The following is a 23,666-nucleotide window of genomic DNA, read 5'->3' on the forward strand; positions in this document are numbered from 1 at the left end:
TCATTACCGGTGTACGAGAGCATCAACGACGATTGCTGAAATTGTTGGGTCAGTTATACGAAGCGGTTTATTCCTAAATTAGGTGCGGAAACTCGGGTACACACTTTATATGCTGGCTTAGCCATACTGATTGCGGGCTCTGGCCTATTTAAACCCAACATCTCGACGATGGTGGGTGACCTTTATCATGAAGGCGATCATCGTCGTGATGGTGCGTTTACCATCTTTTATATGGGCATCAACATTGGCTCATTATTAGCCGGCTTTGTTGCGGGCACGGTGAGCAGCGCTTACGGCTGGCAATATGGCTTTTTTGCTGCCGGTATTGGTATGGTGATTAGCTTGATCATCCAGCTAACCATGGCCAACACTTGGCTAGGTAATATCGGTCGTGTTCCCGCAGCACAACAAGCACGAGATGCCAATCATTCTAAGACCAATGCACCATTGACCAAGCAAGAAATCGATCGCCTTAAAGTCATCTTATTGATGGGTTTGTTCGTGATCATTTTCTGGGCTGGCTTTGAACAGGCTGGCGGGTTGATGAATATTTACACCCAGGAGTACACGGATCGCATGGTGGGTGGGTTTGAAATCCCAGCGGCTTGGTTCCAGTCACTCAACCCTTTCTTCATCATTGTCTGTGCGCCTATAGCGGCATCATTGTGGGTGCGTCTGGGTTCTAAAGAGCCTAGCTCACCGGTCAAATTTGCCATGGCGTTATTTATGCTGGCGCTTGGTTTTTTGTGCATGATCGGGGCCGTGTTAGAGCAAGGCGGCGACACCACGGTGAAAACCTCGATGTTCTGGCTAGTGGGCGCGTTCTTCTTCCACACGTTAGGCGAACTTTGCCTCTCTCCAATTGGCTTATCGCTGGTCACCAAACTCGCACCACTGCGTTTGGCCTCTCTAATGATGGGCGCTTGGTTTGGCTTTAACGCGATTGCTAACTATGTTGCAGGTATTATTGGTTCGCATGTGGGTGACTATGGTGCCATGGCGATCTTCGGTGGCATTGCCGCGACAGCAGCGATTTCAGGTCTGATCTTGCTGACTCTATCCGGTACGCTGATCCGCTGGATGCACGGCGCTGAATCCAATGCTACGCCCAGTGAAGAAATCGAGCAACAACAAGTACAAATTGCCTAACCCCTATGGTGATAGTTAAATCAAAAAGAGGCCGATTGGCCTCTTTTTTAATATCACATCCCTTTCGATGCTCAATCCCTGCTCTAACAATGCTTCTTTTTCAGTAAGGTAGTTGGGGGTTAAATTATATAGGCAGGTATGAATAGCAAAAAGGAGAGCCGAGGCTCTCCTTTTTTAGCAATTCTTTACTGTAAAACTTACAGTGAAGCTTTCGCTTTTTCTACCAGCACAGAGAATGCTGCTTTGTCATATACCGCGATATCGGCAAGGATCTTACGATCGATTTCGATAGATGCCTTTTTAAGACCGTTAATCAGACGGCTGTATGACATACCGTTTTGGCGAGCCGCTGCGTTAATACGCGCGATCCACAGTTGACGGAATTGACGTTTCTTGTTGCGACGGTCACGATAAGCATATTGACCTGCTTTCGTTACCGCCTGAAAAGCTACGCGGTAGACGCGTGAACGCGCACCATAGTAACCTTTCGCCTGCTTCATTACACTCTTGTGACGTGCACGAGCTTGTACACCACGTTTTACGCGAGCCATTATCTCTCTCCTAAACTAAATTATAAAACTAAAAACTTATGCGTATGGCAGCATGCGAGCTACTTGCGCGTTTTCGCACGCAGGCAGAACAGCATTTGGACGCAGCTGACGCTTGTTCTTAGTAGTACGTTTAGTCAAGATATGACGCTTGGTTGCACGCTTGTACTTAAAGCCACCAGCAGTTTTCTTGAAACGCTTAGCAGCACCTTTGTTGGATTTCATCTTAGACATGATGATAACTCCGCATTGTGTTAATAATATAGCAATTTGGCGAACAAAGCGGCTACACCTAACAGGCGCAGCCGCTTGTTACTTGGAAGCCAGAATTACTTCTTCTTTGGGGCCAGGACCATGATCATTTGACGGCCTTCGATGCGAGTCGGGAAACTTTCTACTGAAGCGATTTCAGCAGTGTCTTCCTTCAAGCGGTTCAGCACGTCAACACCGATGCTTTGGTGCGCCATTTCGCGCCCGCGGAATCGGATAGTGACCTTGACCTTGTTGCCCTCTTCAATGAAGCGAACCAGGTTGCGTAGTTTTACCTGATAGTCGCCTACATCTGTGCCAGGACGGAATTTAACTTCCTTAACCTGAATAGTCTTTTGCTTTTTCTTCTGCTCTTTCGCAGCTTTACTCTTCTCGTAAAGGAATTTGCCGTAATCCATGATACGACAAACCGGCGGCTCAGCGTTCGGACTGATCTCAACCAAGTCAAGAGTCGCCTCTTCTGCTTTGGCGAGTACTTCATCAAAAGGGACGATACCGAGTTGTTCGCCGCTGTCATCAGACAATCGAACTTCTTTGACACCACGAATTTCGTTGTTTAGACGATGAGCGTTTTTCTTTGCCGGGGCTTTTCTTGCGCCTTTAATACCTTATTCCTCCACAATATTGAGTGTTCGATCTTGCACTTCTTGCTGCAATTGAGCAAGGAAGTCATCAATCTTAATTTTACCCAAATCTTTACCTTTACGGGTACGTATTGCTACTTCGCCAGCTTCCATTTCCTGGTCACCACAAACGAGCATATACGGTACACGCTTCAAAGTGTGTTCGCGGATTTTAAAGCCAATCTTCTCGTTTCTCAAGTCCGCAGAGGCTCTAAATCCAGCTTTTTGCAGTTTTTTCGCAATCTCTTGCGCATAATCTGCTTGTTTATCCGTGATATTCATCACCACAGCTTGCTGCGGTGATAGCCACGTTGGGAAGTGTCCAGCGTATTCTTCAATCAGAATACCGATGAAACGTTCCAACGAACCGAGGATAGCACGGTGAATCATCACAGGTGTGTGACGTTCGTTGTCTTCGCCTACATACGTGGCACTTAAACGCTCAGGAAGCGCGAAATCTAGTTGTACTGTACCACATTGCCAAGCACGATCCAGGCAATCATGTAACGTAAACTCAATCTTAGGCCCGTAAAACGCCCCCTCACCTTCTTGAATTTCAAACGGAATATCCATCGCCGTTAAGGCTTCGTGCAAGGCTTTTTCTGCACGATCCCACATCTCGTCAGAGCCAACACGCGTTTCTGGGCGTGTAGAAAGTTTGACTTCGATGTTGTTGAAACCAAAGGTTTGGTACGTCTCGTAGACCATTTCGATACACGCACTGACTTCTTTTTGTACCTGTTCTGGGGTACAGAAGATATGCGCATCGTCTTGGGTAAAGCCACGCACACGCATTAAACCATGCAGCGCACCGGATGGCTCATTACGGTGACAACTACCAAATTCTGCCATACGCAGCGGTAAATCACGGTAAGACTTTAACCCTTGGTTAAAAATCTGTACGTGACCTGGGCAGTTCATTGGCTTAAGTGCATACTCACGGCTTTCTGACTGGGTGGTAAACATGTAATCAGCATATTTGTCCCAGTGGCCAGAGCGCTCCCACAACACGCGGTCCATGATCAACGGACCTTTCACTTCTTGGTAGTCGTATTCGGTCAACTTCGCACGGATAAATTGCTCAAGCTCACGGAAAATCGTCCAGCCATTGTGGTGCCAGAATACCATCCCAGGCGCTTCTTGCTGCATATGATACAAATCAAGCTGCTTACCCAGTTTACGGTGATCACGCTTCGCCGCTTCTTCTAAACGCACCAGGTGTGCTTTCAGTTGCTTTTTATCAGGAAAGGCGGTGCCGTAGATTCGTTGCAGCATCTTGTTGTCGCTGTTACCACGCCAATACGCGCCAGCCACGTTCAAAATTTTAAAGTTTTGACAAAAGCTCATGTTCGGTACATGTGGACCACGACACATGTCGATGTATTCTTCGTGGTGATACAAGCCCGGACGGTCATCGCGAGAGACATTCTCGTCCAAGATTTCAATCTTGTACGGTTCACCACGTGATTCAAAGGTATCACGTGCTTCTTGCCAGCTGACCGTGTTCTTCACAACCTGATACTTGGTTTTCACCAGCTCTTTCATGCGTTTTTCAATTGCATCCAGGTCATCCTGGGTGAGCGAGCGATCCATATCGATATCGTAATAGAAACCACTATCGATGGTTGGGCCAATCGCCATCTTGGTATCAGGGAAAAGTTGCTTAATCGCATGCCCTAAAAGGTGCGCACACGAGTGGCGAATAATCTCAAGCCCATCATCGTCTTTTGCGGTGATAATTTCGAGCTGTGCATCGTGCTCAATCAAGTCACACGCATCAACGCGTTTGCCGTCAACACGGCCCGCAATACAAGCTTTAGCGAGGCCAGGACCAATGTCATTGGCAACGTCGTAGGTTGAAACTGGGTGGTCAAAAGAACGCTGACTGCCGTCAGGGAGAGTAATTAGAGGCATTGATAACAATCCTTCTCAGTGGTGCCACACACCAAGTGGCACATGAACGTGTATTTTGCGATTAGTAAGTAACCGCACAGTGTGAGTAGGGTTTTGATTATGAAGATCCGACATTTGTGATGCAAGTCATCCCGTCAAGAATTTCTTCGCCGTCCAACGAATGATTCACGAGTATCGCCCTATCATCCGCTTGATTTTGCACTAGACTTCAGCAATGCTGATTTGTATACACAATAATGACAGGAACAATCTATGGCCAATGCGCCCCGCTATCAACAAATTAAAACCTTTATTCAAGAGAAAATTGAAGCTCGGGTTTGGCCTGTGGGGACACGTATTCCGACCGAATACGAATTGTGCGATCAATTTAACGTCAGCCGCATGACGGTGAACAAAGCCGTGCGCGATTTAGTCGCTGAAGGCTTACTGGAGCGCACACCTAGATTGGGGACGTTTGTCACTGAGCCCAAAGCCGAATCCCCGTTAATGGATATTCGTAATATCGCCGATGAGGTTAACGCTCGCGGGCAAACTTATCACAGTGATATTCGCACATTGAAATGCATTTCTGCACCGGCTGATGTTGCTATGCGCTTAGGCGTTATGGTGGGTACCTCCGTCTTTTATAGTGAGATTGTTCATTACGGTGATGCGATCGCGTTGCAACTTGAACAGCGCTGGGTCAATCCGGCTTTGGCGCCCGACTACTTAGCACAAGACTTTAATCAAACTACCCCAAACGAGTATTTATCGACGGTTTGCCCAGTGAATACCATTGAGCATACAGTCGAAGCCATTCAAGCGAGCTCGACCATTCAGCAAGCCCTCGCGATGCGATCAGACGAACCCTGTTTATTATTACACCGTCGGACCTGGAGCCAACAAACCCTCGTCAGTGCCGCCTTGCTGTACCATCCAGGATCGCGCTATAAGCTCACGTCGAGAACGGATAGATAACTTCATTTAGATCGAACCGATCACAATTTTTTACCGTTCTTTTACATTCCCTCTTGTGTCTGCCACCTTATTTGTCTATACATTTGTATAGACATTTAATGAGCGGTAAGGCCATCATCATGAGACACCTATATACCGATGCAAAACTGGTCACGATGGCCAGCGATATCCACAATAGCGACGGCTACCAATGCCAAGACCATAGCGCGATTGCGGTTGAAAACGGCAAAATTGTTGCACTTGGCCAAGATGCCGAGCAGCTTGACTGGCCCAAACAGTCGTTAAACGGAAGATTGGTGACACCCGGACTCATTGATAGCCACACTCACCTTGTTTTTGCGGGCAATCGCGCGGACGAGTTTGAGCAGCGCCTTAATGGCGTGCCTTACCAAACCATAGCTGAACAAGGCGGCGGAATTCTCTCCACAGTGCAAGCGACGCGGGCGGCGAGTGACGCAGAATTACTTGCCCTCGCTTTGCCACGTGCCGAAGCTTTAATGCGTGACGGCGTCACAACAATTGAAATAAAATCAGGCTATGGGTTAACCCTCGACGATGAGCTAAAGATGCTTCGGGTGGCGAAAGCTATCGAGCAGCATTTACCCGTGAATGTCTCTACGACCTTGCTCGCCGCTCATGCTATACCGCCGGAATATCAACACGATGCGGATCATTATATTGCGCATATCTGTCAATCCATTATCCCGGCCGCGGCGGAGCAACAGCTTGCTGACGCCGTGGATGTGTTCTGTGAAAACATTGCCTTTAGCGTCGACCAAGCCGAAAAAATCTATGCGGCGGCCAATGCTCATGGACTCAACATTAAAGCCCATACCGAGCAATTAAGCGACCTGGGCGGCAGTGTGGCGGCGGCCAAAGCCGGGGCCTACTCGGTGGATCATATTGAGTATTTGTCAGAGGCTGACACCCAGATTTTGGCCGAATTTGGCACTGTGGCAACCCTGCTTCCCGGCGCGTTTTACTTTTTACGTGAAACCCAAATACCACCGATTGAAGCATTACGTGAACATCATGTCCCCATGGCGCTCGCCACTGACTTCAACCCCGGCACCTCGCCCTTTGCCTCATTGACGCTCATGATGAACATGGCTTCCACCTTATTTGGCCTCACGCCCAAAGAGAACCTTTACGGCGTTACCCGTCATGCCGCCCAAGCACTGGGCTTAACAAACAAAGGTCAAATCGCGGTTGGGTTTGATGCCGATTTTGCCGTTTGGCAGTGCGACACCCCAGCCGAGCTCAGTTATATGGTCGGCACGGCGCCCTTAGTCGGAAGAGTGGTCAACGGGATCTGGTATCCCGCAACACCGACTCCGCAGAGCACGCCCCACCAGGAGAATCAAGAATGAAACATCTTCCTGCTGATATGACCGTGTGGCAAGGACGTATTGATCCAGAGGATGGGGAGCGCGGTCTGCGTTTGCACCAAACCATCAGCGCCTACGATAACAGCGTCGAACAGCCGCCAGGTGTCGTGATCTATGGGTTTGCCTGCGATGAAGGGGTAGCGCGTAATCAAGGCCGCCTCGGTGCAGCCCTTGCCCCTGAAGCGCTGCGACAAGCACTGGCAAACCTCGCCTGGCATAACAGTCATCCGCTTTATGACGGCGGAACCGTGGTATGTGATGACGCAGATCTGGTATTGGCCCAGCAAGGATTAAGTCAGCAAATCCATCGTTCGTTGCCACAGCACCGGGTCTTAACCCTAGGCGGCGGCCATGAAACTGCATGGGCGAGCTTTCAGGGCTTATCCCGTCATTTGACACACTCCCATGTCAACGACTCCGCGCAGCCGCCTAAGATTGGTATTATTAACTTTGATGCTCATTTTGATTTGCGCACGCCACAAGGGCGCAGTCACGCCGGCAGCTCAGGCACACCCTTCGCACAAATCGCCCAATATTGTGACAAAAAAGGTTGGCCATTCCACTATGCCTGCCTTGGCGTAAGCCGCACCAGCAATACCCAAGCGCTGTTCGATAAAGCCGAGCAACGCCATTGCTGGGTAGAAGAAGATATCAATATGCAGGTAGACGCATTACCGGCGTTAAAAGCGCGATTAACCCAGTTTATTCAAGGCTGTGATTATCTCTATCTTACTGTCGATATGGATGTGTTTCCCGCTAGTGTCGCGCCTGGGGTGAGCGCCCCTGCAGCTTACGGCGTGCCAGTCGTGGTGATTGAGCCGTTAATTCGGCACCTGTTTACCGTTGCGCAGAAGCAACACATTCCCGTCCCTATTTGCGATATCACAGAAGTAAACCCCCATTATGACCGCGACCAGCAAACCAGTCGCTTAGCCGCGCGTATGGCGTGGACCATGATTCACACAGCTTGTCCGCATCAATCTTGTCCGCAGCAAGCAGGCTCGCACCCCATCAACGATCAAGGAGAATAACCATGACGGACCCACGTTTCGATTCACGCACCGTGAAAGCCCCTACCGGGCCTGAGCTTAATGCAAAAAGTTGGTTAACCGAAGCGCCGCTTCGTATGCTGATGAATAACCTACACCCTGACGTGGCCGAGCATCCTAATGGTTTGGTGGTCTATGGTGGCATTGGCCGAGCTGCCCGCAATTGGCAATGTTTCGACAAGATTGTCGAGGTACTAAAACGCCTGAACGACGATCAAACCTTGCTGGTACAATCCGGCAAACCTGTGGGGGTCTTTCCTACTCACAAAGATGCACCACGTGTATTGATTGCCAACTCTAACTTGGTCCCGCATTGGGCAAACTGGGAACATTTTAACGAGCTCGATAAGCAAGGGCTGATGATGTACGGCCAGATGACGGCAGGCAGCTGGATTTACATTGGCTCGCAAGGCATTGTGCAAGGCACCTACGAGACGTTTGTCGCGGTGGCGAAACAACACTTTAATGGCGACGCCAAAGGCCGCTGGATCTTAACTGGCGGTCTGGGGGGCATGGGGGGCGCGCAGCCACTCGCCGCGACCATGGCAGGCTTTTCTATGATTGCGGTTGAATGCGATGAAAGCCGCATCGATTACCGCTTACGTACGGGGTACGTCGACCGCAAAGCGACATCCTTGGACCAAGCACTCGGCATGATTGAAGAAGCAAAACGACAAGGCAAGCCCGTGTCGATTGGCTTATTGGCCAATGCAGCCGATATTTTCCCAGAGCTGGTGGAACGTCATATCACCCCCGATGTGGTCACCGACCAAACCTCGGCCCACGATCCCCTTAACGGTTATCTGCCGCAAGGCTGGACCATGGAGCAAGCCGCGGCACAGCGTAAAGACAACGAAGCCGAGGTGGTCAAAACCGCGAAAGCCTCGATGGCCGTACAAGTTAAAGCGATGCTCGATCTGCAAACACGCGGCGCAGCAACCTTGGATTACGGCAATAACATCCGTCAAATGGCGCTAGAAGTTGGCGTCAATAATGCTTTTGATTTTCCAGGATTTGTACCGGCGTATATTCGTCCATTATTCTGTCAAGGCATTGGCCCGTTCCGCTGGGTGGCGTTATCTGGTGATCCAGAAGATATCTATAAAACCGACCAAAAAGTGAAAGAGCTGATCCCTGATGATCCGCATCTCCACAACTGGCTTGATATGGCCAAAGAACGTATTCAATTTCAAGGTTTACCTGCCCGTATCTGCTGGGTTGGGGTCAAAGATCGTGCACGCTTAGCGCTTGCCTTTAACGATATGGTAAAAAATGGCGAGCTCAAAGCGCCGGTCGTCATTGGCCGTGATCATCTTGACTCAGGCTCAGTCGCAAGTCCCAACCGTGAAACCGAAGGCATGCTAGATGGCTCTGATGCCGTGTCAGACTGGCCATTGCTGAACGCCATGCTCAACACGGCATCCGGTGCAACCTGGGTATCATTGCACCACGGTGGCGGTGTCGGCATGGGCTTTTCTCAGCACTCAGGCGTGGTGATTGTGTGTGATGGCTCCGACGATGCGCATCAACGAGTGGCGCGAGTACTCAGAAACGATCCGGCCACCGGGGTGATGCGCCATGCCGATGCCGGCTATGACATTGCCATTGATTGCGCCAAAGAAGAACAACTCGATCTGCCGCTGCTGGATTTACCTAACCAGCCGCTGCGCTAAGGAGAGCAAAATGACCACACTGACATTACAACCGGGCGAACTCACCCTTTCCCAACTGCGGCAAGTAAGCCGTGAATCTGTACAGATTGCTTTTGCGGATGGCATTGAAGCCACCATGAAAGCCAGTACCGACACCGTCGCCGACATCCTCGCTCAAGACCGCGTCGTATATGGCATTAACACAGGGTTTGGCTTGCTGGCTAATACTCGGATTGAATTAGACGATTTAGAAACCCTGCAACGCTCAATCGTGCTCTCTCATGCCGCTGGTATTGGCGAGTTTATGGATGATGCCACCGTGCGTCTTATGATCGTACTGAAAGTAGCCAGCTTGGCGCGCGGCTACTCCGGGATCCGCTTCGAAGTCGTAAAAGCACTGGCAGCGCTGGTTAATCACCAGGTGTATCCTTGCATTCCCAAAAAAGGCTCAGTCGGCGCCTCGGGCGATCTTGCACCATTGGCACATATGAGCACAGTACTGCTCGGCGAAGGCCAAGCCCGGTACAAAGGGGAAGTCATTTCTGGAGAGGCTGCACTCAAAATTGCGGGCCTATCGCCCATCACTCTTGGACCAAAAGAAGGACTCGCGCTGCTCAATGGCACGCAAGCCTCTACCGCTTTTGCGCTTGAAGGCTTGTTTGAAGCCGAAGATTTATACGCCGCGGCCACTGTCTGTGGCGCATTGTCGGTAGAGGCCGCGCTTGGTAGCCGCCGGCCGTTTGACCCACGCATTCATGCCGTGCGTGGCCATCAAACGCAAATGGATGCCGCTGCCGCTTACCGTCACTTGCTGGGCGAAAGTAGCGACATTGGCAACAGCCATCAAAATTGTGAAAAAGTGCAAGACCCCTACTCATTGCGTTGCCAACCACAAGTGATGGGCGCGTGCTTGCAACAAATTCGCCATGCCGCTGACGTGCTCACCACCGAGGCAAATGCCGTATCTGACAACCCGCTCGTGTTCCCAGACGATGGCGATATTATTTCCGGCGGCAACTTCCACGCCGAGCCGGTCGCGATGGTAGCGGATAACTTAGCCCTCGCGATTGCCGAAATCGGCAGCTTATCAGAGCGCCGCATGGCCTTACTGATTGATAGCAACTTGAGTAAACTCCCGCCATTTTTGGTCAACAACGGCGGGGTCAACTCCGGCTTTATGATCGCCCAAGTCACCGCTGCTGCACTGGCAAGCGAAAATAAGACTTTGGCTCACCCGGCATCTATCGATAGCTTGCCCACGTCTGCCAACCAAGAAGATCATGTCTCCATGGCGACTTTCGCTGCGCGTCGCTTGCATGACATGAGTGCCAACACCCGCGGCATTTTGGCCGTTGAGCTACTTTCGGCCAGCCAAGGGATTGATTTTCGCGCGCCCAATAAAACCTCTCAACGCTTAGAGCAAGCCAAAGCCGAGTTACGCGGCGTGGTGCCGTTTTACGACAAAGACCGCTACTTTGCGCCTGATATCGAAAAGGCCAATGCGCTGGTGCAAACCGGTACCTATAACCGACTAATGCCCTCTGGCTTACTCCCTAGCCTGTAAAGTATTTACCCGCAAAAACGGCTCCTTATGAGCCGTTTTTTATTCAATTTGCCGCCATCTCCACAGAACACTAAAGCTAAAATAGACTAATATGTAGGCAGTTACCTCCCCTCACCTCGATGTAACGGAGTCGCTTATGTGGCATGCACTGTCTCTACATTTATCCGAACAGCTCGATATTGATTTTGAGATCAGAGAAAAAACCGCCATCGGCGGTGGCGACATCCACGACGCCTATTGCATTAGCGATGGGGGCGAGCAGCGCTTTTTCGTTAAAACCAACCAGCGAGAATGTCTGCCCGCGTTTGAGGCCGAGGCCGAAGGCCTGCGCCAACTGGCAATGAGTGAGCACATTCATGTTCCGCGGGTGTATTTTGTCGGGCCGGTAAAAGACAGTGCAGCATTGGTACTCAATTTCCTACCCATTAAATCGCTCGACGATACCCAAGCCTATTTATTCGGTCAGCAACTGGCGCGTCATCACCGCAGGGGGGAGCAAGTCGAATACGGATTCGATGACGATAACTTCATCGGCACCAGCGAACAAAGAAACAGCTGGCACCGCAAGTGGTGTCACTTCTTTGCTGAGCAACGAATTGGCTGGCAACTACAACTAGCAGCGGAAAAATCACTGCATTTGGGCGACATTGATACCATCATTCACGGCGTCAAAGCGCAACTGGCTAACCATCGCCCCAAACCTGCACTTCTCCATGGCGATCTGTGGTCAGGCAATGTCGGTTTATCCGTCAACGGCCCAGTACTATTTGATCCGGCCTGTTATTGGGGCGATCGCGAAGCCGATATCGCCATGACAGAGCTATTCGGCGGTTTCCCGCAAAGCTTTTACAACGGCTACCAGGCTGAATGGCCATTAGACGAGGGTTATCAACAACGAAAAGATATTTATAACCTTTATCATGTGCTCAACCATGTCAATTTATTCGGCGGCCCCTACCTTGCACAAGCCGAACAATTGCTGACAAAACTCACACTCACGGTGTAGGATGCCAGACACACACACTGAGATAGAGGTTGGCGATGTTATCTGCCGCAATATTTGATATGGATGGCCTATTGGTCGACTCAGAGCCGTTCTGGCAACGGGCGCAAATTGATGTATTGACCGAGCTCGGCGTTTCTATCAGTTTACAAGATACGCGTGATACCACAGGCGTGCGGATTGATGAAATTGTGAAACACTACGCACGTACCCAGCCTTGGCAGGGGCCATCGAATGCTGACGTGCAAGCGCGAATCGTCGCACGCGTGGTTGAGCTGGTTAAAGATGAAAAACCCATGATGCCCGGCGTTAAAGACGCGTTGCAAATTTGCCGTCAAGCTGGCTTAAAAATCGGTCTGGCCTCATCGTCTCCACTGACCCTAATCCATCCGACATTGGATGCGCTAGGGCTTAGCGACGCATTTGAAATTGTCGAGTCGGCGGGGGATTTAAAATACGGTAAGCCCCACCCTAAAGTGTATCTTAATGCCGCTAACGCCTTGGGCGTCGAGCCCGACGCTTGCGTCGCCTTTGAAGATTCCTTTACCGGCTTACTTGCGGCTAAAGCCGCCTCGATGAAAACCATTGTGGTGCCGGCCGCGCATGAGTGGGAAGATCCTCGCTTTGTGATTGCCGATCAAAAGCTTGCCAGCCTAAAAGCTTTTAGTGCGGATAATCTTTCGTCGCTGTAGCGATCGTCTCCTGGGTGGCATTAAGCGCATACAGTAGTTAATGCCACCTCTTAGAACAACGTCCATCATTTATCCATCTTACGATCCTCATCTATACTGGCAGTAACCGCTTTGTCATAAAAGAAGGGCTGTGACGATGGATGATATAACTGACCGGCTAGTAAGCTGCCCGCACTGTGGACACCGTATTGATCTCACACTGGATCTCAGTGGCGGCAATCAAGAGTTTTACGAAGATTGTCCCAACTGCTGTAATGCGGTGCACTACAACATGCAAATCGACGAGTTACATAAAACCGTTAACTTATTTGTCGATGCGGATGACGAGCAAATTTTTTAGCCACGCACCGTATAACGCCCACTGAATGCAGCGCTATAAATCAGTGTAACGTTATCACCAAGTGCAAACACAAAGCTAACCGACGCGACTCGTATCAGGGTCGCATTGTCTTGGTCGGCTATTCTTTGTGTCATCATTGTTTGCTCTCGTTCGGGATGCAAAATTGACACGGCTTTTGCTTCCTTTTCGCGCCTCCTGGCACGTATAATTGCGCGCAATCGATTCCTCCCTCCCTTTCACTTAAACATGTTGAGGCCAACGTGCAGCAATACCACGATGAAGCAAGAGCCATTATTCGGCTCAGTGTGCCTGTTTTTATTGCCCAAATAGCGCAAACCTCGATGGGGTTTGTCGATACCGTCATGGCGGGCGGATATAGCGCCACCGATATGGCCGCCGTAGCGGTTGCCTCGAGTATATGGATGCCAGCCATCTTGTTTGGGATTGGCCTGCTAATGGCCATGGTCCCTATGATTGCGCAACTTAATGGGGCGAGCAAAGCCACTGCGATCCCGTTTCAATTTCAGCAAGGTCTGTACATGGCATTGCTGTTGAGCATACCCATTGGGCTTATTCTTTATAAAGCCGGTTTTATTATTAATCTCATGGATGTGGAAGCAGCGCTAACTGAAAAAACCATCGGTTACTTACATGCGGTAATCTGGGCGGTACCGGCTTTCTTGGTGTTCCAATCCATTCGTAACTTATGCGAGGGAATGTCGCTCACCATTCCCGCAATGGTCATTGGCTTTATCGGGCTTGCGGCAAACATTCCACTCAACTGGATGTTTGTATACGGCAAACTCGGCGCGCCAGAGCTCGGCGGCGTGGGGTGCGGTGTCGCTACCGCGCTGGTGTATTGGATCATGGCTATCCTTATGGCGTTATATGTGGCAGTGAGCAAAAAACTCAGTGGTCTTCAGCTTTTTGCCTCGCTTTACGCGCCAGCACTCAAAGAGCAAATCCGCCTCTTTCGACTCGGGTTCCCAGTCGCTGCTTCGCTGTTTTTTGAGGTGACCTTATTTGCGGCGATTGCCATTTTAATCGCACCACTTGGCTCTATTACCGTCGCAGCGCACCAAGTGGCCATTAACTTCTCCACCATGATTTTCATGTTACCCATGAGTTTGGGTGTCGCCGTCAGTATTCGTGTCGGCCACCTGCTGGGCAAGCGCACCACCGAGGGTGCAGGCAACTCCGCCAAAATTGGGATTTGGCTGGGGGTGAGCACAGCTGTTATTACCGCGCTACTGACCGTTTGGCTGCGCGATCCAATTATCGCCCTGTATTCCGATAATCCAGACGTGGCAACGTTGGCGTCATCACTGATGTTATTGGCCGCGGTGTATCAGATCACCGACGCCATTCAAGTAGTCGCGGCTGGTGCCCTGCGTGGCTACAAAGATATGCGTGCCATTTTCCAGCGCACTCTGATCGCATACTGGGGTTTGGGCTTGCCGCTTGGCTATGTACTCGGAATGACAGATTGGCTCGTCCCAGCCATGGGCGCGCATGGGTTTTGGATAGGCATCATCATTGGCTTATCCAGTGCCGCGGTACTGCTCGGGTTACGCCTACGCTGGCTGCGTCAGCAATCTCCTGAATTCCAACTGGCCATGTCAGAACGCTGAATGCCTTGCCACCCTGTCGGCGCTCGCTGGCAGGGTGACACCGGTCACGCCTTTATTAATTTGATATAAAAAACATATAAAACAGAGCGATAGATCAAACCCAACCGCTACGCACGCACCACTAAACCACGTATAGTTTGTCCTTATTCCCAGACAAAATACGTGGCAACCGGTCACATTATCGTAGAGTTGTTTATGTTTGAATTCCTAAAATCTCGCCCATTATCAGATAAAGCCTCGCCACAATCGCCGAACTCTATGCCTTTTGTTCATTCATTGTGTATGAGTAGCCGCGCTATTAATCAAACCACGCTATCGGCCTTATCTTGCCCTCATGGTAAAACACCCTTGGTACTGGCTTTTATCTCGCCACATTTACCCTTTGAAGCAACAACCCAAAAACTCCAAGCCGCGATGCCTTTTTGCCAAACTCTAATCACCATAATGACAGCCGGTGAACTGGGTGGTGGGCATTCTTCGCTGTATCACACCACAGACGGGCAATGGGATAACATTGTTTTGCAAAGTTATGGCGACAATGTCATTGAATCTGTCAGCGCAGCGACCGTGCCCTTACATTGTGAAGACATTAAACGCGGTACACCGACCTTATCGCCCAAGGCACGAATAGAAAAAATCACACGTTCGTTGCAACAGCTCAGGGTGCCTTTTCCTGTCGACGCCCAAGACACAGTCGCACTCACCTTTTTTGATGGTCTTAGTGGTTCAGAGAACTTCTTTATGCAGGCCCTTTATGCCACCCGCCGTTTCCCTTGCTACTTTATGGGTGGCTCTGCCGGCGGTACCCTGGATTTCAATGCAGCCAAGTTAGCACTCAACGGTAAACTACTCGATAACCATGCCGCGCTAGCTTTTATCAAGTTGGCCCCCGGTATCCGCTATGGCATCATGAATAGCCATAACTTCAAACCGACTCACTTCCACCTCGATATTGCCAAGGGCGATCCTGCGACCCGCGTTGTCACCGATGTATTTGCACCTAACAGCACCGCATTAATCTCTCCGGTACAAGCGTTATGCGACTATTTTAACTGCCAGGCTGATCAGCTGGAATCGCACTTAAACGGCTACACGTTTGGCGTAAAAATTGGCGAGCATATTTATATTCGCTCAATCGCTGCGATTGATCACCAACAGGGCGCCCTACACTTTTTTTGTGATCTTGATTTTGGCGATAGCCTGTACCTAATGAAGGCGGAAGATTTCGCTCAAACCACCGCGCAAGATTATCAACGACACCTAAAAGACAAGCCACGCCGTCCTTTTGCTATGCTAGCCAACGACTGTATCTTGCGCCGGGTCAACAATAGCCATTCGTTAGCGCGCGTCACCTGCTTTGATAACATCCCTAGCGTTGGCGGGTTTTCAACCTTTGGTGAGCTATTAGGAGTACATCAAAACCAGACACTGACCGCACTCATGCTTTATAGCGTCGCACCCAACGAGCCTTTTGCTGATGATTTTGCCGATCAATTTGCCATTCACTATGCCGATTACCGTGGCTACAACGCCCAAAAACAAATTAATAGCTTACAAAAACTTTCGGCGCTTCAATCGCACAGCATCGATCGTCTTTCGCGCTACAAATCGCTACTACAATCACTGTTGGACAGTTACAGCGGCGTGGCCGACTACGCCACCGAGAGCGCAGACATTCTCCAAGCTGTCCAACAACAGTTTTCAACACTTGCTAACGAGGTCAAACAACAACACGGGCAAAGCCAAGATCTACAAACCCACACCGACGCCCTGAGTGTGAACGCCAGCCGTATTGAAGAAATTTTAAAAGTGATTGATGGCATTGCCGAGCAAACCAATCTATTGGCATTAAACGCCGCTATAGAGGCCGCACGCGCAGGCGAGCAAGGGCGCGGTTTTGCTGTGGTTGCTGATGAAGTCCGTAACTTATCGCAAAATACGCAAAATAGCCTTAGTACCACTGGAGAGACAGTGAGAAATGTCAACAGCGCCATTGGTCAGATCAGCCATGTGATTGGGCTGACCCTCGAGGTAATGGATAAAGTCCAGTACTCTGCTGATGGGTTAAGCGATGAAGTCACACGACTACTGAGCCTGTCTGAACAAGCGACCGAAAGTATTCAGTCAAGCATTGCTAATATTGAACAAGTACAGCAAGACATGACAGCCATTGATAAGGAGCTTTCTACCATTTTATCGCTCACCCAAAGCCAACAAGTCGCGGAGTAAGCTCTTAACGCATGCACACAGGTAACGTTCAACCAGGCGATCGTTCATCCGATCGCCTGCGTAAATGGTATGATTGATACGTCAAGAGCTTAGCCACGAGATAAACCATGCGCGGACTCAAAACAACCTTACTGCTCGTTACCTTACTCGGATTAGGTGGGTGCCAATCTGACGATCCGGCCAAAGACATGATGGCTGATTATTACCAACGTTTAGGCAATGTGCTTGATGCACCGACGCCCGACTTTACCACTCCAGCGGTGCCGCCGTTGCCACGCAAACGCGATCTAGTCCAGCCACTTGAAGCACTACGAATGGGCGTACTTGATGCCTACGAGCTGCGTCAGTGTGGCTTGTTTAATCTTATCGCCGAGCGCAACTCATCCCTCGGCAAAGTCGCCGATCGCTTTCGCCAACTCGATTACGAACTCAATTTTATTGACACCGCCCAACGGTGTTTACCGCAAGTCAAAGATCCGAGCATTCACACTGAGTTAGAACAGGCACTGGCACTGAAACGCCAACAGCGCGACACCGTAATCTGGAATACCTTGGCTGATAGTGATGCCTGGCGCGGGCAGCTGAGTTTACCGGCCTATACACTCCCCATTGATCTTCCCGCACATAGTAATGCCGTCAGCACCATTGATCAGTTTAGCCATTTACTCAACCACCACCCGGTAGCCAACGAATCGGTCACCGACTGGCAAGAGAGCATTGAAAAGCAACGCATTCTTGGCGCCCTATTTGTTAGCTTGAGCTATCACACCGCTTGGCTTAACCAAACCAGTGCACTGATCGCCAATCACCAAGAAAAAGTCCTGTGTGGCGGCAATTTTGATACGACCCGCCTAGAGCGCCTACAAACCGTGTTTTATAAATTTTACGTCGGCGATGTTCAGCCGTATTTAGCCCGTGTCGATGGCCTTTATCGTGATATTGCGCCAGCGTTGACCCGTTTTGCTACGTTGCAAACACCGGATGCGTTTAGCGCGTATAAAAACGCCTATTGGCAGGGAGAGGCTTACCGCCAATACAAAGACGCGATCAAGCACCATGCAGATGTATGGCAGCAACTTTTCCAACGCTGTGACGTCAAACTGGGGCAATAGCGACGTAGCGAAGCGACTGAAAAAGCGAAAATATCGCCACTTTGATGATCAAATCGCCAAACAAACGCGAATGTACAAAAATATGCGTTGAAGCGCTTGCGCAATAAAGATGAACTCGCTACTATTCACCCCGCTTTCAAGCACTGTGCGTCCGTAGCTCAGCTGGTTAGAGTATCGCCTTGACATGGCGGGGGTCGGTGGTTCGAGTCCACTCGGACGCACCACTTGGCTTGATAGCAAATGGTCAATCGCTTCAACATCGCGGTGGCTGTTCTAAAAAAATGGTATGCGTCTGTAGCTCAGCTGGTTAGAGTATCGCCTTGACATGGCGGGGGTCGGTGGTTCGAGTCCACTCAGACGCACCAAATTTTGAAATACGCGTCCGTAGCTCAGTTGGTTAGAGTACCGCCTTGACATGGCGGGGGTCGGCAGTTCGAGTCTGCCCGGACGCACCACTTCAAATTATCCCCTTCTTTTTTTAGTATCTTGATGTATTCCCTTGCGACGCATAAAAAATAAACGTCATGTATATGTTTACGTAGATATAAAAGGCCTGCTTTCTAACAAGCCTTTTTAAGTTGTAACCTACAATTATGCCACTGAGCTATCTACCGCTAAGACAAACTTTTCGATTGCTTTAGCGACACCGTGGTTATCGTTACTTTCGGTAATATAATCCGCGATTTGCTTGGTTGCTTCCATCGCATTGGCCATGGCAATTCCAAGACCCGCATATTCCAACATCGCATGGTCATTTTCTGCATCGCCCATGCAGATCACTTCGTCGGGGTGAATACCTAAGTGTTCTACAATTGCAGCGACCCCCGCCCCTTTATGACTTGCCGGGTTTAGAAATTCAAGGAAGAAGGGCGCACTTTGCACCACCGTAAACTCCTCGCGCAGCGCTGCGGGTAAAGCACTGATCACTTCATTTAACTTGCTTGGCTCCGCCACCATCAACACTTTAATAATGGGGTGATCATCGCTTAGAGTCTCGAAATCCATCACGGTGATATCAAGCCCGTTGATGTTGGCCTCAATGTCGGTATACGGGTTGAGCGCAGGGGTGATCAATCCGTGCTCGGTACTAAAGGCATGCACATAGGCACCTAATGCTTCAGCATGTCGAGCGAGCGCTTTGGCAGCTTTACCGTCTAGCCCCTTTTGCAAGATCACCTCGTCAGTCCCCACGTTTTTCACCATCGAGCCGTTGTAATACAGCACAAAGTCTTTATCTGAATGAATATCCAACTCATCCAGCTTAGGTTGCATGCCTTCAAGCGGACGGCCAGATGCCAACACCACGGCCACCCCTTTGTCACGCGCGCGGGCAATGGCCTGTTTGTTTTCAGCCGATATTTCTTTATCGCTGTTTAACAAGGTGCCATCCATATCTAGGGCGATTAATTTGTACATCGTCAACTTACCTCAACATCAAATTCAAAACGGAATGGATTCTCTCAGCCTTAATCGGCTCTACAGCAATAAGCTATCGTCAATGGGAATAAAGCGATCAACGCTATTCACGAGGGAGTTGGCACTTAACGCAGGCACTCCAAACACGAAGGCTTCGGTATGATAGCGCTCGCGAATTTTGTTCATCAGCAAATCAAAGTCGCCATCACCAGAGAGCAGAACCACGGTATCGACATCCGGCGCAGCTTCCATCACATCAATGGCAATGCCCACATCCCAATCGCCTTTGGTGCTACCATCGGCGCGTTGAATATAAGGTTTGAGCTTCACGGTAAAGCCAATGTGCCGCAGTGCATCTTGAAATTTGATTTGCTGATCATCGTCACGACGAATGGCATAAGCATACGCGGTAACCACCTCACCCATTTGGCTCAGCGTGTGCCACAACTGGCGATAGTTAAACTGGCGCCCGTAGGCTTGGCGTGTGGTGTAGTAGATATTTTGAACGTCGACAAAAACCGCGATTTTTTTCAAGTCAGGCTCACAGTCGGTGGGAGAATTGAAGCCAAAGAGGATACCACATCACGCTACCGTGACGACAATCACAAACGTGGCCGCGTCTAGCAAAAACAAAAAAGCCGCTGATAACAGCGGTTTTCGCGAGGGGCATCATTAACTCAACCCAACAATATTACCCTCATCATCGAGGTCAAGTTTCATAAACGCCGGTTTTTCCGGCAATCCGGGCATGGTCATCACATTGCCGCATAAGGCATAGACAAATCCGGCACCGGCACACAATTTCAACTCGCGGATCGGTACATCAAACCCTTGCGGCGCGCCTTTAATCGTGCCATCCGTTGAAATTGACAGCGGCGTTTTCGCCAAACACACAGCTAAATCATCAAGGCCTTGTTGCTTAAATTGTTGCAGCTGCTGCTTAGCAACATCACTGAGCGTGACACTCCCTGCACCGTACCCGACTTCAGCCACGGCCATCAGCTTTTCTTCTAAGCATTGATCGGCTGAATACAAAGGCCTAAAGGTCGAAGGAGCGGCACATTGAGCCATGACTTTCTTTGCCAGTTCACGCGTGCCCTCGCCGCCGTGAGCAAAGCCCTCACTGACGGCAACTTGTACCTGGTTGGGTAACGCCTCGATCATGGCTTTTAATGTCGCAAGCTCAGCATCGCTATCTTGCGGGAAACGGTTGATTGCGACCACCGCCGGCACACCATATTGATTTACATTGTTGATGTGCCACTTCAGGTTTTCAAACTCTGCCACCAATGCTTCATGATCATCCACAAAAAGTGATTCTGGTAGTGGTTGCCCAGGTAAAAAGTTATAGTGCGTTGAGTTAGCCTTTAAGCCACGTAATGTGGCCACAATCACCGCGCAGTCTGGTGCTTTACCGGATGCTTGCGCTTTGATGTTACATGCCTTCTCAAATCCCATGTCTGAGCCAAATCCCCCCTCGGTGACGGTATAATCACCCAGCTTAAGGGCAATGTTATCGGCAATAATCGACGAATTACCATGGGCAATATTGGCAAAGGGGCCGGCATGAATTAGCGTCGGCACGCCCTCTAAGGTTTGCATGAGCGTGGGTTCAATTGCCGCTTTCATGCTTACCGCCATCGCCCCCGCCACTTGCAAATCTTCGGTGGTGATCGGCTCACCGGCATGACTATAAGCCAACACAATGCGGCCAATGCGCTGACGTAAGTCACGAAGATCGCTTGCCAGCGCCAGAATCGCCATTAACTCAGAAGCGGCTGAGATATCAAATCCGCCCTCTCGCTCATAGCCATTAATGGTTTTTCCCGGCTCATTTTTGCCCACAGTAACCATGCGCAAGGCGCGATCGTTATGATCCATCACCCGCTTCCACACCACGCGATTCGGATCGATGTTTAACGCTTTTAGTCCGCTTCGAGCTTCAAAGTCGTCATAGCCCAAGCGCTGCTCGTGATAGATGCGCGCGTCAATCGCGGCAGCGGCCAAATTGTGTGCAGCAGTGACGGCATGAATATCACCGGTTAAGTGCAGGTTTAGCTCTTCCATCGGGGCCACTTGTGAATAACCGCCTCCAGCCGCGCCGCCTTTGACCCCAAATACCGACCCCATCGAAGGTTGACGAATACAAGCGGTCACGGATTGGTTGAGTTTCGCTAACCCTTGCGCCAGGCCGATGGTGGTCACCGTTTTACCCTCGCCCAGCGGCGTTGGGGTAATAGCGGTGACCACGACCAACTTGCCAGTTTGATTAGGCGCGAGGCGCTTCAAACAATTGAGAGAGACTTTGGCTTTGTGGCTGCCTTGGGTTTCAAACTCGGCTTCAAGCAAACCGGCTTGCTTGGCAATGGCAGAAATGGAAGTCAGTGTGGTGTTACGACAGATTTCGACATCAGATAGCATGAAATCCTCTCAATAGAGTATAAAATAATCACGTAAACGTTTGCGTGAAAATGATACCGCTAAAATGACCGTTGTAAAGCGAAAGAATACTTGCCGTAAGCGCCCTTTTTGATTTTTATCCCGCTTTACTCGTTCCCACGCAGGAGCGTGGGAACGAGTAACCGAAGCCTCACCAAACCATTCCTCGGTTTATACCGTACACTTAGTGGGTGATAAGGAGATGGTTATGAAAAGCAGCAAGGTTCCGCATGGTAAATGGTCTCGTTTTGGGGCGTTGGCTTCAATAGCCGGGCGAGTGGCGTCGAATGTTGCGTGGGAAGGCACGAAGCAGTTTGCGCAGGGTAATCGGCCAAGTCGTAAAGATTTGGTGATGTCACCGGCCAATATTGCCCACGTGGCCGATAAATTGGCAGATTTACGCGGCGCGGCGATGAAGGTGGGTCAACTGTTGTCGATGGATGCGGGCGATTTGATCCCGCCAGAGCTCAGCGATCTGCTCGCGCGGTTGCGTAATCATGCCACGCCCATGCCGCCAGCACAGCTTAAAGCCGTGCTTAACGAACAATGGGGCGACAATTGGCAAGCAGAATTTACCCATTTTCGCTTCTCTCCCATCGCGTCAGCTTCCATTGGTCAAGTGCACGAAGCGTATACCGATGCCGGTGACAAAGTGGCAGTGAAGGTGCAATATCCACGCATCAAAGACAGCATTGATAGCGATGTTGACAATGTCATCACTCTGCTGCGTTTGAGTGGCCTTATCCCCAAAGAGGCGAACTACCAAGCTTTGCTCGATGAAGCCAAGCAACAGCTGCATGACGAGGCCGATTACCTGAAAGAAGCGCAGTCGCTTATCCGGTTTGGTACCCATTTAAAAGACGCTGACGGCTTAGTGGTGCCTAAAGTACACTCAGCTCTTACCTCGGATCGCATTCTAACCATGAGTTATATGGCGGGTGAACCCATTGAGCAGCTTGACCGTGCTTCAGAAGCGGTACGCCAGCGGGTGGTAAGTCGTTTGTTCCAATTGCTGTTTGAAGAGGTGTTTATGTTTGGGGAGGTGCAAACCGATCCGAACTTCGCTAACTACTTGTATCAGCCAGACACGGGCCGCGTGGTATTGCTCGATTTTGGCGCCACGCGTCAGTATGCACCGACGTTTACCGATGGCTATCGCAAGCTGTTTTTGGCGGCGATAGAAAAAGATAATGCAGGGATTGAAGCGGCGCTGACTCAGATTGGCTTTTTTGCTGAGCATATTTTACCCGAGCAAAAGGCCAGCGTGCTTGAGCTGGTGAACACCGCTTGTGAGCCCATTGCTGCCGATGCGCCATTTGCGTTTGGGCAAGCAGACTTAGCCACGCGTTTACGTAATCGCGGCGTTGCCTTGAGTATGGAGCAAGGCTATTGGCATACGCCGCCGGCCGATGCGTTGTTTTTGCATCGTAAAATTGCGGGCTTGTATTTACTGGCCGCGAAGTTGGATGTCACCTTAAATGTAAGCGGGTATTTCTACCCGCCTGGTGATTGAATGGGCGCTTTGTTATAGGGCAATAGATCGCTGACATCACAGCCCTCTTCTCTCTGAGGTAGCTCTGTCAGTACATGACGCAGGTAGGCATAGGGCTCCACACCGTTGGCACGACAGGTCAGCATGATACTGAACCAGACGGCGCTGGCATTCGCCCCGCTTTGGGTGTCCGCGAAC

21 protein-coding genes, 3 tRNA genes and 2 pseudogenes are annotated in these 23,666 nt (G+C 50.4%); 17 read left to right on the forward strand and 9 right to left on the reverse strand.

All coding sequences use genetic code 11. The features are described 5' to 3' along the window. Positions 1-96 precede the first annotated feature (96 nt). Positions 97-1,149, forward strand: a pseudogene (locus BZJ21_RS13065) (peptide MFS transporter); the annotation flags it as partial. 197 nt (positions 1,150-1,346) lie between these two features. Here the strand turns inward: BZJ21_RS13065 and rplT are convergent. The 4 genes from rplT to thrS all read right to left on the reverse strand — a co-directional run bounded on the left by rplT (position 1,347) and on the right by thrS (position 4,504). Beyond that, a complete protein-coding gene (gene rplT, locus BZJ21_RS13070) occupies positions 1,347-1,700 on the reverse strand; it encodes a 50S ribosomal protein L20 (RefSeq protein WP_025673305.1) in 354 nt (117 codons plus the stop codon). 36 nt (positions 1,701-1,736) lie between these two features. Further along, positions 1,737-1,931, reverse strand: a complete 195-nt coding sequence (gene rpmI / locus BZJ21_RS13075) for a 50S ribosomal protein L35 (protein WP_025673304.1) — start codon at positions 1,929-1,931, stop codon at positions 1,737-1,739. Positions 1,932-2,026: 95 nt separating this feature from the next. After that, complete coding sequence (gene infC / locus BZJ21_RS13080) at positions 2,027-2,572, reverse strand: translation initiation factor IF-3 (protein ID WP_077670001.1); 546 nt, start codon at positions 2,570-2,572, stop codon at positions 2,027-2,029. 3 nt (positions 2,573-2,575) lie between these two features. After that, entirely contained in the window at positions 2,576-4,504 is a 1,929-nt protein-coding gene (gene thrS / locus BZJ21_RS13085; RefSeq protein ID WP_077670002.1) for a threonine--tRNA ligase, read from the reverse strand. A 252-nt stretch (positions 4,505-4,756) separates the two neighbouring features. On the opposite strand from thrS, the gene hutC reads away from it, so the two are divergent. From hutC to BZJ21_RS13125, 8 genes are all read left to right on the forward strand, one after another. Continuing rightward, on the forward strand, positions 4,757-5,461 hold the full coding sequence (gene hutC / locus BZJ21_RS13090; RefSeq protein ID WP_077670003.1) for a histidine utilization repressor: 705 nt from the start codon (positions 4,757-4,759) through the stop codon (positions 5,459-5,461). Positions 5,462-5,580: 119 nt separating this feature from the next. Then, positions 5,581-6,831 carry an imidazolonepropionase gene (gene hutI / locus BZJ21_RS13095; RefSeq protein ID WP_077670004.1) on the forward strand — a complete coding sequence of 417 codons (1,251 nt, stop codon included), beginning with the start codon at positions 5,581-5,583 and terminating at the stop codon, positions 6,829-6,831. Beyond that, entirely contained in the window at positions 6,828-7,880 is a 1,053-nt protein-coding gene (gene hutG, locus BZJ21_RS13100) for a formimidoylglutamase (RefSeq protein WP_077670005.1), read from the forward strand. The genes hutI and hutG overlap by 4 nt, the downstream gene beginning before the upstream one ends. A 2-nt stretch (positions 7,881-7,882) precedes the next feature. Then, positions 7,883-9,571, forward strand: coding sequence for a urocanate hydratase (hutU, locus tag BZJ21_RS13105; protein WP_077576018.1), 1,689 nt, complete (start codon positions 7,883-7,885; stop codon positions 9,569-9,571). Between the two features lie 10 nt (positions 9,572-9,581). Beyond that, positions 9,582-11,114, forward strand: a complete 1,533-nt coding sequence (gene hutH, locus BZJ21_RS13110; RefSeq protein ID WP_077460498.1) for a histidine ammonia-lyase — start codon at positions 9,582-9,584, stop codon at positions 11,112-11,114. A gap of 136 nt (positions 11,115-11,250) precedes the next feature. Further along, positions 11,251-12,120, forward strand: coding sequence for a fructosamine kinase family protein (locus BZJ21_RS13115; RefSeq protein ID WP_077670006.1), 870 nt, complete (start codon positions 11,251-11,253; stop codon positions 12,118-12,120). 35 nt (positions 12,121-12,155) lie between these two features. Continuing rightward, entirely contained in the window at positions 12,156-12,809 is a 654-nt protein-coding gene (gene hxpB, locus BZJ21_RS13120; protein WP_021023666.1) for a hexitol phosphatase HxpB, read from the forward strand. 136 nt (positions 12,810-12,945) lie between these two features. After that, entirely contained in the window at positions 12,946-13,149 is a 204-nt protein-coding gene (locus tag BZJ21_RS13125) for a CPXCG motif-containing cysteine-rich protein (protein WP_021023665.1), read from the forward strand. Here BZJ21_RS13125 and BZJ21_RS16330 read toward each other — a convergent pair. Next, entirely contained in the window at positions 13,146-13,319 is a 174-nt protein-coding gene (locus BZJ21_RS16330) for a hypothetical protein (protein WP_158075533.1), read from the reverse strand. The genes BZJ21_RS13125 and BZJ21_RS16330 overlap by 4 nt on opposite strands. A 90-nt stretch (positions 13,320-13,409) precedes the next feature. Here BZJ21_RS16330 and BZJ21_RS13130 point away from each other — a divergent pair, with 90 nt between their 5' ends. The 7 genes and pseudogenes from BZJ21_RS13130 to BZJ21_RS13155 all read left to right on the forward strand — a co-directional run bounded on the left by BZJ21_RS13130 (position 13,410) and on the right by BZJ21_RS13155 (position 18,576). Next, entirely contained in the window at positions 13,410-14,780 is a 1,371-nt protein-coding gene (locus tag BZJ21_RS13130) for an MATE family efflux transporter (RefSeq protein WP_021023663.1), read from the forward strand. A gap of 282 nt (positions 14,781-15,062) precedes the next feature. Next, positions 15,063-16,172, forward strand: a pseudogene (locus BZJ21_RS16930) (FIST signal transduction protein); the annotation flags it as partial. Between the two features lie 48 nt (positions 16,173-16,220). Further along, the gene (locus BZJ21_RS16935) at positions 16,221-17,009 is read left to right on the forward strand and encodes a methyl-accepting chemotaxis protein (RefSeq protein ID WP_443216216.1); all 789 of its coding nucleotides are present in this window, start codon (positions 16,221-16,223) and stop codon (positions 17,007-17,009) included. Between the two features lie 107 nt (positions 17,010-17,116). After that, positions 17,117-18,121, forward strand: coding sequence for a DUF3080 domain-containing protein (locus tag BZJ21_RS13140; RefSeq protein ID WP_077576023.1), 1,005 nt, complete (start codon positions 17,117-17,119; stop codon positions 18,119-18,121). A 147-nt stretch (positions 18,122-18,268) separates the two neighbouring features. Further along, positions 18,269-18,345: transfer RNA gene (locus tag BZJ21_RS13145), tRNA-Val, on the forward strand. A 64-nt stretch (positions 18,346-18,409) separates the two neighbouring features. Beyond that, positions 18,410-18,486: transfer RNA gene (locus tag BZJ21_RS13150), tRNA-Val, on the forward strand. 13 nt (positions 18,487-18,499) lie between these two features. Further along, positions 18,500-18,576, forward strand: a tRNA-Val gene (locus tag BZJ21_RS13155). A gap of 136 nt (positions 18,577-18,712) precedes the next feature. On the opposite strand, the gene BZJ21_RS13160 is transcribed toward BZJ21_RS13155, so the two are convergent. The 3 genes from BZJ21_RS13160 to BZJ21_RS13170 form a co-directional block, all read right to left on the reverse strand. Continuing rightward, the gene (locus BZJ21_RS13160) at positions 18,713-19,537 is read right to left on the reverse strand and encodes a Cof-type HAD-IIB family hydrolase (protein WP_077670008.1); all 825 of its coding nucleotides are present in this window, start codon (positions 19,535-19,537) and stop codon (positions 18,713-18,715) included. Positions 19,538-19,597: 60 nt separating this feature from the next. Next, positions 19,598-20,071, reverse strand: a complete 474-nt coding sequence (locus tag BZJ21_RS13165; protein WP_077461171.1) for an NYN domain-containing protein — start codon at positions 20,069-20,071, stop codon at positions 19,598-19,600. A gap of 138 nt (positions 20,072-20,209) precedes the next feature. Next, a complete protein-coding gene (locus tag BZJ21_RS13170) occupies positions 20,210-21,958 on the reverse strand; it encodes a formate--tetrahydrofolate ligase (RefSeq protein ID WP_077670009.1) in 1,749 nt (582 codons plus the stop codon). A gap of 220 nt (positions 21,959-22,178) precedes the next feature. On the opposite strand from BZJ21_RS13170, the gene BZJ21_RS13175 reads away from it, so the two are divergent. Continuing rightward, complete coding sequence (locus BZJ21_RS13175) at positions 22,179-23,489, forward strand: ABC1 kinase family protein (protein ID WP_077670010.1); 1,311 nt, start codon at positions 22,179-22,181, stop codon at positions 23,487-23,489. Here BZJ21_RS13175 and BZJ21_RS13180 read toward each other — a convergent pair. Then, a partial coding sequence (locus BZJ21_RS13180) for a transposase domain-containing protein (protein WP_131826350.1) occupies positions 23,471-23,666 on the reverse strand: 196 nt, incomplete at its 5' end. The two genes, BZJ21_RS13175 and BZJ21_RS13180, sit on opposite strands and share 19 nt — an antisense overlap.

Origin of the sequence: Salinivibrio costicola subsp. alcaliphilus (genome assembly GCF_001996185.1) — a bacterium.
Lineage (GTDB): Bacteria > Pseudomonadota > Gammaproteobacteria > Enterobacterales > Vibrionaceae > Salinivibrio > Salinivibrio costicola.